Source organism: Brucella sp. BE17, from assembly GCF_039545455.1.
GTDB lineage: Bacteria > Pseudomonadota > Alphaproteobacteria > Rhizobiales > Rhizobiaceae > Brucella.
The window spans coordinates 935,429-951,223 of the sequence record NZ_CP154468.1; the positions used below are offsets into that span (position 1 = coordinate 935,429).

The window sequence follows — 15,795 nt, forward strand, 5'->3', positions numbered from 1 at the left end:
TCGGTCATTTCGTTTCACCCGGCGAAGCGACACCTTTGGAGTAATATTTCTCGATGCGACCTTGAATAAGGCTGAGGATAGTCACCACGATCAAATACCAGAAAGCAGCAACAATCAGCAATTCGACAACACGCGAATTGGCGTAATAGATATTCTGTGCGCTGTGCAGGATTTCCGCATACTGGATCACACTGGCAAGCGAGGTCAGCTTGACCATACCGATGAATTCATTTCCGACCGGCGGAACGATGACACGCATTGCCTGCGGCATGATAATTCGGCGCAGCAGTTTAAGTCGGGTCATGCCAATTGTCTGCGCAGCTTCATATTGCCCCTGATCAACGGAAAGAAGCCCCGCCCGGACAACCTCTGCGGTGAACGCACCCTGCTGGATGCCTAATCCGAGAAGCGTTGCTACGAAAGGCGTCATGATCAGCACGGTTGGAACCGAGAAAACGCCCGGTATACCCATGGTCGGAAAAACAAGCGCCAGATTGAACCAAAGCAGCAATTGCAAAAGGGCCGGCACAGCACGGAAAAACCAGATATAACCGACAGCGACATAGGAAAGAACGGGGTTATCCGATAGACGCATAATGGCAAATATAACGCCGAGTGCTATCCCAAGTGCCATGGCCAGAATGGACATGACTATGGTGTTCACAAGCCCAGTCATGATAGCCGGCACCGTGAGAAACTCACCAACATAGTCCCATTCGATTTGTCCAACGACAAAAGCGTGGATAATCGCGACAAGTGCGAGCACCACAACGCCAGCAGCAACCATCCGACCATAGTGGCGTCGCGGCACATGTACGAGATGGCTGATTTTATAAACGGTATCAGTCACGTCTGTTTAACCTTTCGCATTCCAATCCAGTGGCTCGTCCCAACGACATTTCCCCGCAGCATTTCCTTTGACCGTCCAGAACTGTACTGACGCAGTCTTTGTTTATACATTCGAGAGCGTCCACTGCTTCCTCTTCCCCGATTTTCTTAGATCATCGTTCTAAAGGCACATTTTACGTACAAGAAGGCCACGTGCGGGCATCGCCCGCACCCCTTCCAAATGCACTCAGCTCAACTTTGCCCATTGACGGTGTGTCTGAACGAGTCGTTGCAATCTGTCGATTTGCTCGCCAACGCGATCCGGTGCGGTGCCGCCATATCCTTTGCGTGCAGCAATCGCTGCTTCTGGAGAAAGGCGCGTCAAAACATCGGCTTTCAGGCGTGCATCAACGTCAGAAAGATTTTCGACTGAAAGGTCTTCGAGACCGATGGCTTTTTCTTCACAATAACGCACCAGCGCACCGGTGATTTCATGTGCTTCACTGAAAGGAATACCTTGCTGAGACAACCAGTCGGCAACTTCGGTCGCAAGCGTAAAGCCCTCAAAGGATTGTGCTCTCAACCGCTTCTTGTCGACCTTCATCGTCGCGATCATGCCCGCCATGGCAGGCAGAACCAGATCAAGCGTATCAACTGCCTCAAAACTGGTCCATTTGTCTTCGCTCAGATCGCGATTATAGGCAAAAGGCAACCCTTTTAGGGCAATCAGCATGCCATTGAGCGATGCGATCAACCGCGCAGAGCGTCCGCGTGTCAGTTCCGCAATATCGGCATTCTTCTTTTGCGGCATAATGGACGACCCGGTAGCGTAACCATCGTCAAGCTCGACCCAATGAAACTGCTTGGAAGACCAGAGAAACACTTCTTCTGAAAGACGCGAAAGATTGACCCCCAGCATCGCGGCAATGAACAAGAATTCTGCAACATGATCGCGACTGCCCACAGCATCAATGGAGTTTTCACAGGGCGCATCATAGCCAAGTTCGGAAGCGGAGAGTTCGGGATTGAGCGCAATGGCCGATCCTGCGAGGGCCGCTGCTCCCAGAGGCGAGCGCCCGGCTCTCTTGTGCCAATCAATGATCCGGTCGATATCGCGTGAAAAGCCTTGCGCATGCGCTAGAAGCTGATGACCGAACGTCACGGGTTGCGCGGGTTGCAAGTGCGTAAAACCCGGCGCCAAGGTCTGCTGATGCTCCTTCGCCTGCGCAATCAACGCCTCCTGCAAGGCGACGATATTCGCGACCAGTGTGTGCGCAATGCGGCGCAGATAAAGCTTGAGATTATTCGCCGCCTGATCGTTTCGCGAACGTCCGGCACGTAATTTTCCGCCAAGCGCACCAAGGCGGCTGGTCAGTTCGCGCTCCAGAAACGTATGCACATCTTCATCATTTTCAGATGGCACAAGGCGACCTGCAAGCCAATCTTCACCAATCGACTGCAATGTTGTCGTAATTTTTTCCGCTTCCGCTTTATCGAGGATACCAGCGCGTTCCAGTTCGCGCGCATGTGCTGTCGACGACCGTAAATCCTCTGGAACGAGCCTGAAGTGATTCAGGGGAGAACCCGACAGACGTACGAGTTCCGGAGATGGTGGAGAACGGAAACGCGCGCCCCACAGCCTTACAGATTCATTCATGATTATCCTCCTGATCCGCGCAAGTGTGGCAAACAGTCATTGACTGGACAATTGAATTGATTTCCGGGATGGTAGTCCAAAAAGGAATAGGGGAATTGATTCATCAATGCGGCAGTATCTACCCACCACGACAGGTTTGCGTGTATTAACCGCTCTTGCACAAAACGGAACCATTTCCGAAGCCGCAAAATTTCTCCATATGACCCAAAGTGCGGTCAGCAAACAGCTTAAAAGCGTTGAAGATCTGGTTGGACTCGTTCTCTTCCTGCGCACCAGCCAGGGACTTATGCCCACAGAGGCTGGAACGATTTACATCGAACAGGCAAGGGTTGCTTTGGGTGCGCTGGAAACGGCCGCAGCGCGCGTGATGGGCTTACGTTCCAACAAACCGACATTACGGCTACACGTTCTGCCTATTTTAGGTGATCGCTGGTTCATCCAGAGGTTTGTGCATTTTGCCGAAGCTCACCCGGATATCGATGTTCAGTTCAGCTCTTTTGCCCCCAGTGACACGGAAGACGAGGCGGATGTCGTATTTCGCTTCGGAGAAGGTGAATGGCCCGGATGGCATATGGATTATTTTCTGGGCCGCGACGTGGTTCTGGTCGGCTCACCGCATTTTATTGCCCGACGCGGCGGCATATCGACTCCGGCAGACATTCAAAAGTTTTCAGTGCTGGAGCACCTTAAGACACCGCTTTACTGGGATGATTTCGCTACTGAAAACAGTATTAACGAGTTCCCGCCGGAACGCAGTTTAAAGCTTGGATATTATTCTCTCGTCATTCGTGCAGCAATCGGCGGGCATGGACTGGCTCTGATCCCGCGTAGCCTGATACTCGACGAGATTGAGAGTGGGCAACTCATTAATCCTTTGAATTTACGATATAATAGTCGAAATTGTTACTGGTTGTCGACCCATGCAGACCGTGAGCACAGCCCTCAACTGGAGATATTCCGTAACTGGGCGCTCAATGAAGCACGCAAGACAGAGAGTGGTTTTCATGCATGAAGATAATAGTATGGAAGTTCATGCTTAAAGGTTGCCTCAATGGTGTATCACGAAACGCTGACATCTTGTGAAGCGCGGTTTTTCAACAGATTTATAGCCTGTAGAACGGTAGTGTTGAGAGTGCCTTCACGACGATAAACAAAACCGATCTCCGTCGAATACCAACGTCTTGCTTGATGAAGCTTTCGTATTTGATGACTGTTCTCAAAAGCTGATGCAAAATGCGCCGGAAGAAATCCCAGATATTTTCCCGACAAGATCAGTGTTAAGACTGCCTCGGCCTGAAGTGCCTCAGCCCCCTCGCCGGGCTGATTTTTGAGTGCAGGAATAAAACGCTTGTCGACATAGAGATGCTTTACGCAAGGTTCCGCATCGACCCTGTGATGTTCAAGCTCTTCATCGTCTATTTCGTAAAAAGGATGCTGATCGCCACAATAAAGATAAGAGATTTCGTCATAGAGCGCTGCATATTTCAAGTCCGCGTCCTGTTGATAGATTGGCGTAATACCAATATCGAAGATATTGTCGCGAACGCCTTTTTCAATTTCGTCCGGCCTTGAGATAATGACGCTAACATGACAGTTTCTGGCATCAAAATAACCGATCAGCCATGGCAGCGGCGAGTTTCTATCGGTGATCAGATTATCTATGGCCGCTATACGCAGCACCTGCTTCTTCTTTTTTTTCAGCTTGCCGACATTGGTCCTAAAATCTTCAATCGAAGCAAATAATTGCTTGCTTGCCTGATAGATTGCGGTCCCCTCCTCTGTAAGCTCAAATTTCGATCCCCCACGGTTACACAACCGCATACCCAATCGAATTTCGAGATCAGAGAGCTGCTTGCTGATAGTTGGCAATCCCACATTCAGCATCGTCGCCGCACCTTTCAAACCCCCATTGGCAACAATGGCCCTGAAAACCTTGAGAAGACGCAAATCAAGATTGGTCATCGGCAAAACATTACAATCCTCAATGGTTTGATGCGCATGAAACCCTTGTTTCCATTCATGATATCGCCCAGCGCGACAAATGTCTCTATCTTTGAGGAAAAGCTCGACAAGCATCGTCTGGAGCGCGGCGTGTCCTCTCGGACTCATAGAGGACGCTCTAAGTCTTTGATTCTACGCATGGTGCATTACAAGAATCGATTCCGATTTTTGCGCCGATGCGATAGCACTGGCTGGAAAGGCATTGGAGAACATGGATCAGGACAACCTCAAAGCGCTGCGCGAAAAATACTCAAAGACAGAAGGCGGCGACATTTTCGACCCTGTGTTTCGTAAAGCTGCCAGCGCTCAGTTTTCAGAAGCTGGCAAGCGTGCTTTTCCTTACGCGAACGTTTCGACATTTCTGGACCAGCCCTACTTACCCGATGCTGCTTCCGATCCATCTTTTTGCGGACTGGAAGCTGTTCTTGTCGGCGTCCCAATGGATTTGGGCGTAACCAACCGCTCTGGTGCACGTTTCGGCCCCAAAGCAGTGCGTTCCGTCGAAAGAGTTGGACCGTTCGATCATGTTTTGCACATGGCGCCCTCGACTGAAATCAGCGTGGCTGATATTGGCGACGTTCCGCTTAATTCCCGTTTCGATCTCACGCGTTCCCATGCTGATATCGAAGCGTTTTACACCCAAATTGTCGGAGCAGGTGTTTACCCACTTTCCGTCGGCGGCGATCATTCGATCACGGGTTCCATCCTGCGCGCTTTGGGGCGTGAAAAGCCAGTCGGAATGATCCATATCGATGCACACTGTGATACAAGCGGCCCTTATGAAGGATGTAAATTTCATCACGGTGGGCCATTCAGACAAGCCGTTCTGGATGGCGTTCTCGATCCACAGCGAACAATCCAGATCGGTATTCGCGGTGGTGCCGAATATTTGTGGGAGTTTTCAAGAGAAGCCGGCATGACTGTTCTGCACATCGAAGATGTGCTGTCACTGGGCATGGAAAAAATCATCCAGACCGCTCGGAATGTTGTCGGGGACGGCCCTACTTATCTTTCCTTCGATATAGACAGTCTCGACCCCGGCTTTGCTCCGGGAACTGGAACCCCGGAAGTTGGTGGCTTACAGCCACGCGAAGCAATGGAAATTATGCGCGGTTTGAACGGGTTGAACCTTATCGGCTCGGACGTGGTCGAGGTCGCACCACAATATGATCCAACAACCAATACGGCGCAGGCAGCGGCGCAAATCCTGTTCATCCAGTTGTGTCTTGCCGCAACCGCGATACGCAATAGAAAGGCAGACTAATTATCTGCTGGGCCGGAACTTTCTGACGCTCGCCTGGTGTGGTGGTTTTGAAGTTCCTACCATTTACATGGTATTCTCGCCTGGGAACTTCAAATTAAAAAATTAAATATAATCAATATCTTGCTGGTGTGGCTTTGAATATCACATTCATTCAAAGCCCTGCTCCAAAGTGACACGAATTTCAGATTCGCCACACCAGCTTTTCAGTCCCGGCATCAGCATCAATGCAATATGAAGACCCCGATATCAATTTCGAACAACGACAGCACCGCCCGTCATACCCGCGCCAGCAGCGGTCAGGAGCAAGACCTCACCCTCAGCAAACCTCTTCTTGGCATTTGCAACCGACAGCGAAAGTGGAATTGTCGCAGCAGACGAATTGCCATAAGTTTCAATGGTCCGGACCATCCTTGCCTGATCTATGCCTATATTATTGCACAGTGCATCAAACATGCGCGCGTTAGCTTGATGTGGAATGAAGCGATCGACATCGTCGCCAGCGATCCCTGCCTGATCCAGCACACGGCACGAAGCCTGCGTCATCAGCCCCACGGCGCGTGAAAAAACCTCGCGCCCATCCCGCATCGTCATCAGAAATTCTTCCGGCCCTATTTGCGGGGAAAAAGGGCGCGTGCTACCTCCTGCCGGGATTTGGATCAAATCATAGCCACTTCCATCCGATATCAGGTCGGCGGCGATAAGACCGCGCTGGCTATTCCGATCTGGCACGAGCACGACAGCACCTGCCGCATCGGCAAAGAGTACAGTACTTGCCCGTTCGGCAGGATTGATACGGCGGCTCAACATATTCGCGGCCACCACAAGCACCGCACGACCGTGCGACCTGACAAACCCGTCCGCAAGTACGAGCGCATACAGAAACCCTGAGCAAGCGCCGGCTAGATCAAGGGCACCCGATTTTACCAGACCCAGCTTATGAGCGAGCAGCGGAGCCGAAGGCGGCACCATATGATCAGGCGTTGAAGTGGCGAGTAACGTCAGTGCGATGTCGGTGGGACCAAGCGCCGCATCCTTGAGCGCCATGCGCCCCGCCTCAGCTGCCAAGCCGCTCAACGTCTCTCTATCGTTGGCCCAATAACGCGTCCGTATCCCGGTCCGCCGCTCGATCCATCCTTTTTCAAGTCCCAAACGGGTCTCGATTTCGGCGTTCTCGACGCAACGCGCCGGTACAGCGTGTCCAAAGCCAGCCATACGCGATGAGCGACCCGCGCCCATCACATGCGCCTCAGAATGATCGACGCTACTTCATCGATGGCGTCGAAGGTATGGGTCAAGTCCTGCGCAGTGGTACAATAGGGCGGCATCAGATAAAGCACATTGCCGAGCGGGCGCAGGACAAGCCCGCGCTCGCGGAACAGACGCCGCATATGCGGCCCGACTTCGGCGAGATAACCGCCGGAAGGCACCACAAGGTCGAGTGCTGCGATGGTTCCCACTTGCCGGAGATTGGTGAAACGCCGGTCATCCGCAAAGCGTCGGAGATTGCCGCCGAGCATCTGCTCCAATTGCCCAATGCGTTGTTGCACTGGTTCGTCTCGCCAGACCTGAAGATTTGCAACGGCGGCGGCACAGGCGATCGGATTGGCCGTGTAGGAACTCGAATGAAAAAAGGTTTTGCGGCGGTCGGTAGAACAATGCGCATCAAAGATGTCACTGCTGCACATCGTCGCTGCGAGCGGCAGCGAACCGCCCGTGAGCCCCTTGGACGTGCACAGAATATCCGGTGAAATTCCAGCCTTTTCACAGGCAAACATGGTGCCCGTTCTGCCCCAACCCGTCATCACCTCATCGACGATAAACAGGCAATCGTAATGTTCAGCGATCTGCTTCAGCCCGGCCAGCACCCCAGCGCCGTATATCTTCATGCCACCAGCGCCCAGAACAAGCGGCTCGATGAGCAGAGCAGCAACGCGGCCCGAACGGCAGAAACCCTCGAACATGTCGAGCGTCCTTTGCTCGCGGCCATGTTCTGGAAAAGCGATACGATCGACACCGAAAAGCAGCGCTTCATAAGCGACATTGAACACGCCGCGTTCGCCCGTCGACATGGCGCCAATCGTATCGCCATGATAACCGTGCTCCATGACCACGATGCGGTCACGCTTTTCACCGCGATTGTGATAGCAACCAAGCGCCATTTTCAGCGCTACTTCCACCGAAGTCGAGCCGCTATCGGAATAAAACACATGATCCAACCCGGCAGGCGCGCGTTCGACCAGCGCTTTGGCCAGTGTTTCGGCAGGCTCGTGGGAAAATTCCGCAAAAATCACCTGATCGAAGGCTTCCGTCGCGGCACGGATCGCAGCCATGATCGACGGGTGCCGGTGACCATGGGTGATAACCCACCAGGATGAAATCGCATCGAACAGCCGCTTACCGTCCGCATCAACGATATAAGCACCCTCCGTCGAAACGATGCGTTTCATCGGGGGCTCAAGCCCATGCTGAGTGAAGGGATGCCAGATGGGCGAACGGCTCATGCTGGAAGCTCCAGAAAATCAGAAAGCTCAAATTGATCGGCGAATGCATCATGCAGCGCGTCTGCGCTCATCTCCGGCAAGTGAGGCAATCGTCCAAGCGAACGGGTATCACCAATTTCGGCAATGATGCGCTGATTTTCCCGGTCCTCATCACCAATGAACACCACGCCGTGTACCGGAATTGCCCTTTGCCGCAGCGCTTCGAGCGACAACAGCGTGTGGTTGATGGTACCAAGCGTGGTTCTGGCACACAGGATCAGCGGAATTTGCCAGCGAGAGAAGATATCAGCGAACAATAATCTGTCGGTCAACGGCACAAGGAGACCGCCTGCACCTTCGATTACCAACGCCCCTCTCGTTTCCGGCGGTTGCAGGAGTACGGGGTCGATCGTCAGATTGTCGAGACGGGCTGAAAGATGCGGGGAAGCTGGTATCTTCAGGCGATAGGCTTCCGGCACAATGCGTGCGCGGGGCACGCCGCCCAGCCGCTCCACCATCTCGCTGTCGGTCTCTTCTTCCAGCCCGGATTGCACGGGCTTCCAGTAATAAGCCTGCAAGGCGTGCGCGAGCGCTGCGGAAAAAACCGTCTTTCCGATGCCGGTATCAGTGCCAGAAATGACAAAATGGAGGCTCATCATTCCTGCTCCAGAGCTAGAGCAAGCAATCCAACCATATCGGCGATCTGGTCCTCATCCACGTTGAGCGTAATGGAGACACGCAGACGCGCTGTTCCTTCCGGCACGGTTGGCGGGCGGATGCCCCGCACATCGAACCCACTGTGACGCAGGCGCGCGGCGACAGCGAGCGAACGGGCATTGTCGCCGATCACCACCGGAATGATCTGCGAGCCGCTTGGAGTTATTCCTAGCCGGTGATGCAATTCTTCGCCCGCAAAGTTTATCAGCTTCTCCAGCCGAGTCCGACGCCAGCCTTCATCGACAACGATCCGCAATGCTTCCCGCGCCGCCGCAGCCATCAGCGGCGAAGGCGCTGTGGAATAAATGAAACCACGGGCACGGTTGATGAGGTATTCGGCGAGAATCGCAGGCAAGCTCAGAAGTGCGCCGGAAAGGCCGAGCGCCTTGCCGCAAGTGTGCAGTGCCACCACGTTTCCACACCCTTCCAGCTCTGCCACAAGGCCGCGACCATCGGGTCCGAAAACGCCGGTGGCATGCGCCTCATCGACCACAAGAAATCCGCCATGCCGTTTGGCAAGATCAGCAAGCGCCGCAAGCGGCGCCCGGTCGCCATCCATGGAATAAAGGCTCTCGACGGCGATCCAAGGGCGACCTTTGCCGCCCGCCTGTCGCCAGCGGCTTAGTTCCCGCTCGAACGCCTCGACCTGATTATGTGATACGGCAACCGCCTGCGCCTTACCAGCCACAATGCCATCATGCACGCTGGCATGGATCAGTTCATCGTGGAGAACGACGTCTCCTCGCAACGGCAATGTGGAAAAGAGCGCGACATTGGCGGCGAAGCCACTACCGAAATAGATCGTTTTTTCCGCGCCGAAAAACGCCGCTGCCTCCGCCTCGAGCGCCTCATGTTCCAAGTGGTTGCCGCGCAGAAGCCGTGAACCACCGGCACCGACTGGCACGCCCCTTTCGATTGCTTTGGTAATCACCGCCTTCAGCCGGGGCGCATCGGCAAGCCCGAGATAGTCGTTGGAGGTGAAATCGATCCCCTGCTGGGGAACGAGCGCTCGTAGCCGCGACTTGCGGCAAAGTCCGGCAAGTTTAGCCTCATAAGGAGAAAGCGCCGATAGGGTCACGGCTCCTCTCCGGCCTGCTCAAGCGGCAACTCCATAGGCTTCAGGCCCAGACGCCGGAACAACGCTGTGTCATGATCTTCGCCCGGGTTATCCGCCGTCAGCAACGTTTCGCCGACGAAGATGGAATTGGCGCCCGCAAGAAAACAGAGCGCCTGCGTCTCATCGCTCATTTCCGTGCGCCCGGCGGAAAGCCGCACATGCGAGCGCGGCATCAGGATACGCGCCAGTGCAATGGTGCGAACGAAATCTATCGGATCGACGGGATCAGCGTTGGCAAGCTTCGAGCCGGGGATCGGGATCAACATGTTGATCGGAACGCTTTCAGGCGGCACCGGCAGATTGGCGAGCGTCACCAGCATCGAAATACGGTCATCAACCGTCTCCCCCATGCCCAGAATACCACCGGCGCAGACCTTTATGCCGGCATCACGCACATTGGCGAGCGTTTCCAGCCGGTCCTCGAAGGTGCGGGTGGTAATGATCTGCGAATAGAAGCGTTCGGACGTATCGACATTGTGATTGTAATAATCGAGCCCGGCATCGGCGAGACGTTCGGACTGTTGCGGTGTCAGCATGCCAAGCGTCATGCAGGTTTCCATGCCCAGCGCCTTTACGCCTTCGACCATGGCCACCACGGCCTCCATGTCCCGCTTCTTTGGATTACGCCAAGCCGCCCCCATACAATATCGCGTCGCACCGCCCTCCTTCGCCTTACGCGCTTCGGTCAATACCCGTTCCACCTCCATGAGTTTAGAGGCCTTCAAACCTGTTGGATTACGCACGGACTGGCTGCAATAGCTGCAATCCTCGGGGCAACCGCCCGTCTTAATCGACAAAAGCCGGCTCATCTGGATTGCATTTGCATCGAAATGACGACGTTGCACCTGCTGCGCACGAAAAATAAGATCGTTAAAAGGTAAATTATAGATAATTTTAGCTTCACTAAACGGACACTGGTCGGATCGACGCTTCAAGGCAGCTGCATCGGACAATAATGGCGGCAATTCTTGGTGCACTTCAGGCCTCCATAATAATAATATAGATTTTTATCCTTTTTATCTATGATTCTGCAAAGACGCAAGATGGCTACACGAGCGAAGCGCGGGATCACATCCTCAACCCAAAGCGATTGGACGGGTCTGATGCATTCGGGGCGCACGAGGAACGGTTTTGGGGAGCAGGTATTTTGGGGGAGCTCAGAACGGGTATTTCCAATGTGCGAGCCACTTCGTCCACGCTGCCTACTCAAAAGGCGACAGAGAATGGTCTCGTGGTCTCAATCCACTCGCTGTGTCCAATCCGCCTCACTGTTTTCTGACAGGAGCGCTTGACCAATGCCAGGACCTGATCGACGGATCACGGCCACTTACTAGGATGTGGGGCCAGCCTACCCGATAATATTCCGTAAGGTGTACGACGCCATCCAGTGCAAGGCGGCTACCCCATTTGCCAACAATATGCTCCTGACACAGGCATTCGCTAATTCGCCGCCCGCGATTAAACAGGGTTGCTAGCCTGTCATACTGAAAGAATCTCGACAGGTTTTGCCCACTGGATCAGGACGGTACAACCGTCTTCGCTCCACACACGGTGGATCGTTCCTTCCGGATTAAAGATGACACTTCCCTGTTTGTAGCGACCCCGTTCATCTGATTGACTGCCCTCAAGGACCATGATCGTCTCAAGCCCCGTGTGACGGTGAAGCGGTACCGATGCGCCCGCTTCGTAACGAAGAAGTGCCCACACAGGCGTGTCCTGGCGCGCGTCTTCACGATAGAGATAATGGACATCAACGCCATCACGAAATGGCTCATAATGCAGGGTCCGCCAGCCGCCTTGCATAAGCCCCGCCAGTGAAACAGGATCAAGCATCGAGAGTCTCCAATATGGTATCGGTATCCGCTGCCCAACCGACAATGCCACCTTGTGCAATGATCATCTCAATCGTTGCCGCGTGAAATTCAGGAAAATAACTTGCCGTCGCATCGGTTGCGAGCAGACAATCATAGCCACGGTCATTTGCCTCGCGCATGGTGGTCTGAACGCAGACTTCCGTGGTCACGCCGGCAATGATGAGGTTGCGGATATCGCGACTGCGCAGAACTGCACCAAGCTCGGTATCGTAGAAAGCACCTTTACCGGGTTTGTCGATGACGACTTCATCCGGCAGAGGGGTCAGTTCAGGGATGATTTCCGTGCCCGGTTCCCCGGCAACCAGCAAACGTCCCATCGGCCCGGGATCACCGATCCTGCGTAAAGGATTGCCCCTGTCCCGTTTGGCGTCAGGAAGATCGGAAAGGTCTGGCCGATGGCATTCGCGTGTGTGAATGACTGGCAGCGATGCGCCACGAAAACCGGCTATCAATCGGACAACCGCCGGCACGATCCGGCGCAAATGCGAAACATCGTTTCCAAGCGAGGCTCCAAAACCGCCTTCTTCCAGAAAGTCACGCTGCATGTCTATGACGATGAGAGCAAGGGCATCGCGCCGAAACGGATAGGCAAAAGGCCGCGCCTCAATCATTTGTGTTGTCATCATTGCACTTGCCCTGCCATGTAGCGGCCGAGAATGGCGGGATCGGCGCCGCCGGCTGTTTGCCATACGATTGCACCATCAGCCATCACGACGATGCGGTCTGCGAGCTCAAGGATTTCGTCGAGGTCTTCACTGATCAGCAAAACCGCCGCTCCAGCATTTCTCGCTTCCACGATCCGGTCGCGGATCGCGCGTGCTGCCGAAAAATCCAGCCCGAAACAAGGATTTGCCACCACAAGCAGATCGACGTCCCCTGAGAGTTCGCGCGCCAGTGCCACACGCTGGATATTTCCGCCCGAGAGTTCGCGTACGGGCGAGTGAGCGCTGCGGGTGCGGATATCGAAACTACGAATGAGATCATTCGCCTGCTGCATCATGGCCTTGCGTTTGAGAAAAAACCGCCGCCCGTTCCCATCGAAAGAGCGCAGAGCCAGATTTTCGGCGACACTCATGCGCGGTGCACAAGCATTGAGCAACGGCTCTTCCGGCAGATAACGTATCTTCAACCGCCGCGCTTCCTCGCGGCGGCCATGATAGGGTCGGCCTTCAACCCTGATTTCGCCCTCAACGGGTTTGCGTTGTCCGGTCAGAATTTCCATCAGTTCGAACTGGCCATTACCAGAGATACCGGCGACACCGACAATTTCACGGGCGTGAACAGTAAGATTGTCCAGTGCAATCTCACCCAGCCCCGAGCGATCAGGCGTGCGAACACCATCAAGACGCAGCACTTCCCTGCCTTCATTCCCGATACGGATAGCGGGTTTTGCCTCGCCGGCTTTTCCCATCATCATCGCAGCCATGTCGGCGTCACTCAGCTCGCTCACTTTGCCCTTGCCCGCAAGCTTGCCGCGGCGAAGCACGCTCACCTCATCGGCAAAGGCGCGCACCTCGCGAAACTTGTGGCTGATCATGAGAACACTGAGCTCTCCCGCGCTCGTCAGGCTGCGCACATAACCCAGAATCTCGTCGGCTTCAGCAGGCGTCAGCACCGAAGTCGGTTCATCGAGAATAAGAAACCGGCTGCCCAGATAAAGCTGTTTGAGGATTTCGAGCTTCTGTTTTTCACCCGCCGAAAGCGCGTAAACCTTTTTATCAAGCGCAACCGAAAAAGGCATTTCTTGCATGAACTTACGCAAGGTTTCTCGTTCTTTTCTCCAGTTTATGATGGCGGGTGCATCGCCGCGTGCAATGACCAGATTTTCTGCTGCCGTCAGAGAAGGCACCAGCGTGAAATGCTGATAGACCATGCCCATGCCCAGCTTCTGTGCGGCACGCGGATCGGCAATGGCCACCTCTCGCCCGTCAACCAGCAGAGAACCGGATGTTGCGCTGTAAAAGCCCATAATGCATTTGACGAGCGTGGATTTTCCAGCACCGTTTTCCCCCAGAAGCGCATGAAATGAACCCGGCGCAATCTTGATGCTGACGCTATCGAGTGCCGTAAAAGCACCAAAACGCATCGTCGTATTATAGGTTTCGACAGAAAGTGCCTTGTGACCGCTCATCAAGTAATCCCCCGCTCGCTGATCAATGCAACGGTTCCGCCGCCATCCGGTCCCTGATGCTCTGCTCCGCCAGAAACATAAAGTGTGGTTCGCCCAGTCAAACCCGCCAGAACACCACCGACGAAACCGCGTGCATGGCGGGTGGCAGAAATATCGCTGTCATCCAGCATGATATGCCTCGCACCGCGAATTTGCCCTTTTGTGCCGGGTTCAGCCTTGGCAAGCAGTGCCGCAAGACGGGATGTCGTGCCGATACCAAGCCGCTGCATGGCTTCGTGCACCGGCGCGACATCGATCTGATCGGCCATGACAGCATGATCGATTGCAAGCGGGCCATTCCATTTGCGGCTCATCCCCATGACCACAATTTCATGGCAAGCGAGTTCGATACCTGCCGAGGTCGAAGCCCGCCCTGACCAGACTTGCGTATCCTGACAGACGCGCACCGTTTTCGCCTGTGCTTTCGTGACTTCATCAAGCGCGAGTGCCACCCCAAGCGCCGATGCGCCGCGAGAAAAACCCATGGATTTCAAAGTATCGCTTGTAATCGTTGCGGACGTGACCCTTGCTGCCGTCAGCAGAGGACACTTGATCTGGACGAAATGGACATCATCAATGCTTTCAATCCCCGCGTCGTGCATGGCAGCGCGCACCCCTTCGGCAACCATTTCGATCTGCCCAATCCGGCCAAGTTCTTGCGGAGGCAGGTCGGGGGTGATCGCCGAGCCTATTGCAAGAGAGGGTCCGTCTTCGTTTTGCCCTCGATCATCCAGTTTTTCAAAGGCCATGATGTGAGGGCTCAAACCACCTTCGGTTCCGCCGGACATGATCATTGCAACATTGTGTGCCGTCTCACCCAGCGCCTGCGTCAAGGCAGAGACAGCGAAGGCACGGGTGAAATCGTTGACACAGCCATTGCCTTCGGTCTTGCCGATGATGGCGCGCAGGCAAGCAGGATCGAGTTCGCCCGCCTCAATCAATTGCTTCAATCCACGCACATCATCGGGTGCTGATGTCGGGATCACATGAAGGCGCGTGCGCGGCATCAGACAAGCCCCGCAAGCAGGCTATTACTGTCTGAAACCGTGCCAAAGACACCACCCTGCATCTTGATCATTTCAATTGCCGCATCGTGATTGCGCCGGTCTGTTGCGCCACAACAATCACTGAGCAAGACGCACTCAAAGCCACGATCATTGGCTTCGCGCATGGTCGTATGCACGCAGACGTCCGTTGTAATGCCGGTCAATATGATATTTTCGATGCCACGCAGGCGCAGGATGAGTTCAAGGTCGGTTGCGCAAAAACTTCCCTTGCCCGGCTTGTCGATGATGACCTCCCCCGGCAGGGGCGCAAGTTCATCGATGATTTCCCAGCCCGGCTCTCCACGCACCAGAATACGCCCGCAAGGACCGGGATCGCCGATCCCTGCGCCGAGCTGGCGCGAGCGCCAACGCTTGTTTTGAGGCAGATCCGACAGGTCCGGTCGGTGACCCTCACGGGTGTGGATGATGTGATAGCCTTTCTCACGCATCGCGCCCATGACAGCCTTGATTGGCTCGATCGGTGCGCGCGTCAAGGAAAGGTCATAGCCCATCTTGTCGACATAACCGCCCTTGCCGCAGAAGTCCGTCTGCATGTCGATGACGATCAGCGCCGTATTATCGGGTCGTAGATCGCCATTATAAGGCCATGCATAAGGAACAGAGGAAATCGTGGGCATGGG

The 15,795-nt window shown here is 54.6% G+C and carries 15 protein-coding genes; 2 read left to right on the top strand and 13 right to left on the bottom strand.

Annotation, left to right across the window (positions count from 1 at the left end):
• Positions 1-4 precede the first annotated feature (4 nt).
• Together AAIB41_RS15620 and argH are read right to left on the bottom strand one after the other, a co-directional pair.
• Positions 5-850: an amino acid ABC transporter permease gene (locus AAIB41_RS15620; RefSeq protein ID WP_343314947.1), complete on the bottom strand. Its 846-nt coding sequence runs from the start codon at positions 848-850 to the stop codon at positions 5-7.
• Positions 851-1,075: 225 nt separating this feature from the next.
• The gene (gene argH, locus AAIB41_RS15625) at positions 1,076-2,485 is read right to left on the bottom strand and encodes an argininosuccinate lyase (protein WP_343314948.1); all 1,410 of its coding nucleotides are present in this window, start codon (positions 2,483-2,485) and stop codon (positions 1,076-1,078) included.
• Positions 2,486-2,591: 106 nt separating this feature from the next.
• Between argH and AAIB41_RS15630 the strand changes: the two genes are divergently transcribed.
• Positions 2,592-3,497: a LysR substrate-binding domain-containing protein gene (locus AAIB41_RS15630; RefSeq protein ID WP_343314949.1), complete on the top strand. Its 906-nt coding sequence runs from the start codon at positions 2,592-2,594 to the stop codon at positions 3,495-3,497.
• Between the two features lie 47 nt (positions 3,498-3,544).
• Here the strand turns inward: AAIB41_RS15630 and AAIB41_RS15635 are convergent, their stop codons facing one another.
• Entirely contained in the window at positions 3,545-4,561 is a 1,017-nt protein-coding gene (locus tag AAIB41_RS15635) for a LysR family transcriptional regulator (protein ID WP_343314950.1), read from the bottom strand.
• Positions 4,562-4,697: 136 nt separating this feature from the next.
• On the opposite strand from AAIB41_RS15635, the gene speB reads away from it, so the two are divergent.
• The gene (gene speB, locus AAIB41_RS15640) at positions 4,698-5,750 is read left to right on the top strand and encodes an agmatinase (RefSeq protein ID WP_343314951.1); all 1,053 of its coding nucleotides are present in this window, start codon (positions 4,698-4,700) and stop codon (positions 5,748-5,750) included.
• A 246-nt stretch (positions 5,751-5,996) separates the two neighbouring features.
• On the opposite strand, the gene AAIB41_RS15645 is transcribed toward speB, so the two are convergent.
• The 10 genes from AAIB41_RS15645 to AAIB41_RS15690 all read right to left on the bottom strand — a co-directional run bounded on the left by AAIB41_RS15645 (position 5,997) and on the right by AAIB41_RS15690 (position 15,792).
• Positions 5,997-6,986: a beta-ketoacyl-ACP synthase III gene (locus AAIB41_RS15645; RefSeq protein WP_343314952.1), complete on the bottom strand. Its 990-nt coding sequence runs from the start codon at positions 6,984-6,986 to the stop codon at positions 5,997-5,999.
• Positions 6,986-8,251 (bottom strand): adenosylmethionine--8-amino-7-oxononanoate transaminase, encoded by a 1,266-nt coding sequence (locus tag AAIB41_RS15650; RefSeq protein WP_343314953.1) that lies wholly within the window; start codon positions 8,249-8,251, stop codon positions 6,986-6,988. Before AAIB41_RS15650 ends, AAIB41_RS15645 begins: the two co-directional genes overlap by 1 nt.
• The gene (bioD, locus tag AAIB41_RS15655; protein ID WP_343314954.1) at positions 8,248-8,886 is read right to left on the bottom strand and encodes a dethiobiotin synthase; all 639 of its coding nucleotides are present in this window, start codon (positions 8,884-8,886) and stop codon (positions 8,248-8,250) included. The genes AAIB41_RS15650 and bioD overlap by 4 nt, the downstream gene beginning before the upstream one ends.
• Positions 8,886-10,025, bottom strand: a complete 1,140-nt coding sequence (locus AAIB41_RS15660; RefSeq protein ID WP_343314955.1) for an 8-amino-7-oxononanoate synthase — start codon at positions 10,023-10,025, stop codon at positions 8,886-8,888. The genes bioD and AAIB41_RS15660 overlap by 1 nt, the downstream gene beginning before the upstream one ends.
• A complete protein-coding gene (gene bioB, locus AAIB41_RS15665; protein WP_343316100.1) occupies positions 10,022-11,017 on the bottom strand; it encodes a biotin synthase BioB in 996 nt (331 codons plus the stop codon). Before bioB ends, AAIB41_RS15660 begins: the two co-directional genes overlap by 4 nt.
• Positions 11,018-11,543: 526 nt before the next feature.
• Complete coding sequence (locus AAIB41_RS15670) at positions 11,544-11,897, bottom strand: cupin domain-containing protein (protein ID WP_343314956.1); 354 nt, start codon at positions 11,895-11,897, stop codon at positions 11,544-11,546.
• A complete protein-coding gene (locus tag AAIB41_RS15675; protein ID WP_343316101.1) occupies positions 11,890-12,561 on the bottom strand; it encodes an isochorismatase family cysteine hydrolase in 672 nt (223 codons plus the stop codon). Before AAIB41_RS15675 ends, AAIB41_RS15670 begins: the two co-directional genes overlap by 8 nt.
• On the bottom strand, positions 12,561-14,069 hold the full coding sequence (locus tag AAIB41_RS15680) for an ABC transporter ATP-binding protein (RefSeq protein ID WP_343314957.1): 1,509 nt from the start codon (positions 14,067-14,069) through the stop codon (positions 12,561-12,563). The genes AAIB41_RS15675 and AAIB41_RS15680 overlap by 1 nt, the downstream gene beginning before the upstream one ends.
• On the bottom strand, positions 14,069-15,115 hold the full coding sequence (locus AAIB41_RS15685; protein ID WP_343314958.1) for a ring-opening amidohydrolase: 1,047 nt from the start codon (positions 15,113-15,115) through the stop codon (positions 14,069-14,071). The genes AAIB41_RS15680 and AAIB41_RS15685 overlap by 1 nt, the downstream gene beginning before the upstream one ends.
• Positions 15,115-15,792, bottom strand: coding sequence for an isochorismatase family cysteine hydrolase (locus AAIB41_RS15690; RefSeq protein WP_343314959.1), 678 nt, complete (start codon positions 15,790-15,792; stop codon positions 15,115-15,117). Before AAIB41_RS15690 ends, AAIB41_RS15685 begins: the two co-directional genes overlap by 1 nt.
• Positions 15,793-15,795: the final 3 nt, after the last annotated feature.

Coding starts and splice junctions, on each gene's coding strand:
- argH (WP_343314948.1), bottom strand. CDS start 2,485: ATGAATGAATCTGTAAGGCTGTGGGGCGCGCGTTTCCGTTCTCCACCA.
- AAIB41_RS15650 (WP_343314953.1), bottom strand. CDS start 8,251: ATGAGCCGTTCGCCCATCTGGCATCCCTTCACTCAGCATGGGCTTGAG.
- AAIB41_RS15670 (WP_343314956.1), bottom strand. CDS start 11,897: ATGCTTGATCCTGTTTCACTGGCGGGGCTTATGCAAGGCGGCTGGCGG.
- AAIB41_RS15685 (WP_343314958.1), bottom strand. CDS start 15,115: ATGCCGCGCACGCGCCTTCATGTGATCCCGACATCAGCACCCGATGAT.
- AAIB41_RS15645 (WP_343314952.1), bottom strand. CDS start 6,986: ATGGGCGCGGGTCGCTCATCGCGTATGGCTGGCTTTGGACACGCTGTA.
- AAIB41_RS15675 (WP_343316101.1), bottom strand. CDS start 12,561: ATGACAACACAAATGATTGAGGCGCGGCCTTTTGCCTATCCGTTTCGG.
- AAIB41_RS15630 (WP_343314949.1), top strand. CDS start 2,592: ATGCGGCAGTATCTACCCACCACGACAGGTTTGCGTGTATTAACCGCT.
- bioD (WP_343314954.1), bottom strand. CDS start 8,886: ATGAGCCTCCATTTTGTCATTTCTGGCACTGATACCGGCATCGGAAAG.
- AAIB41_RS15635 (WP_343314950.1), bottom strand. CDS start 4,561: ATGCTTGTCGAGCTTTTCCTCAAAGATAGAGACATTTGTCGCGCTGGG.
- AAIB41_RS15680 (WP_343314957.1), bottom strand. CDS start 14,069: ATGAGCGGTCACAAGGCACTTTCTGTCGAAACCTATAATACGACGATG.
- speB (WP_343314951.1), top strand. CDS start 4,698: ATGGATCAGGACAACCTCAAAGCGCTGCGCGAAAAATACTCAAAGACA.
- AAIB41_RS15690 (WP_343314959.1), bottom strand. CDS start 15,792: ATGCCCACGATTTCCTCTGTTCCTTATGCATGGCCTTATAATGGCGAT.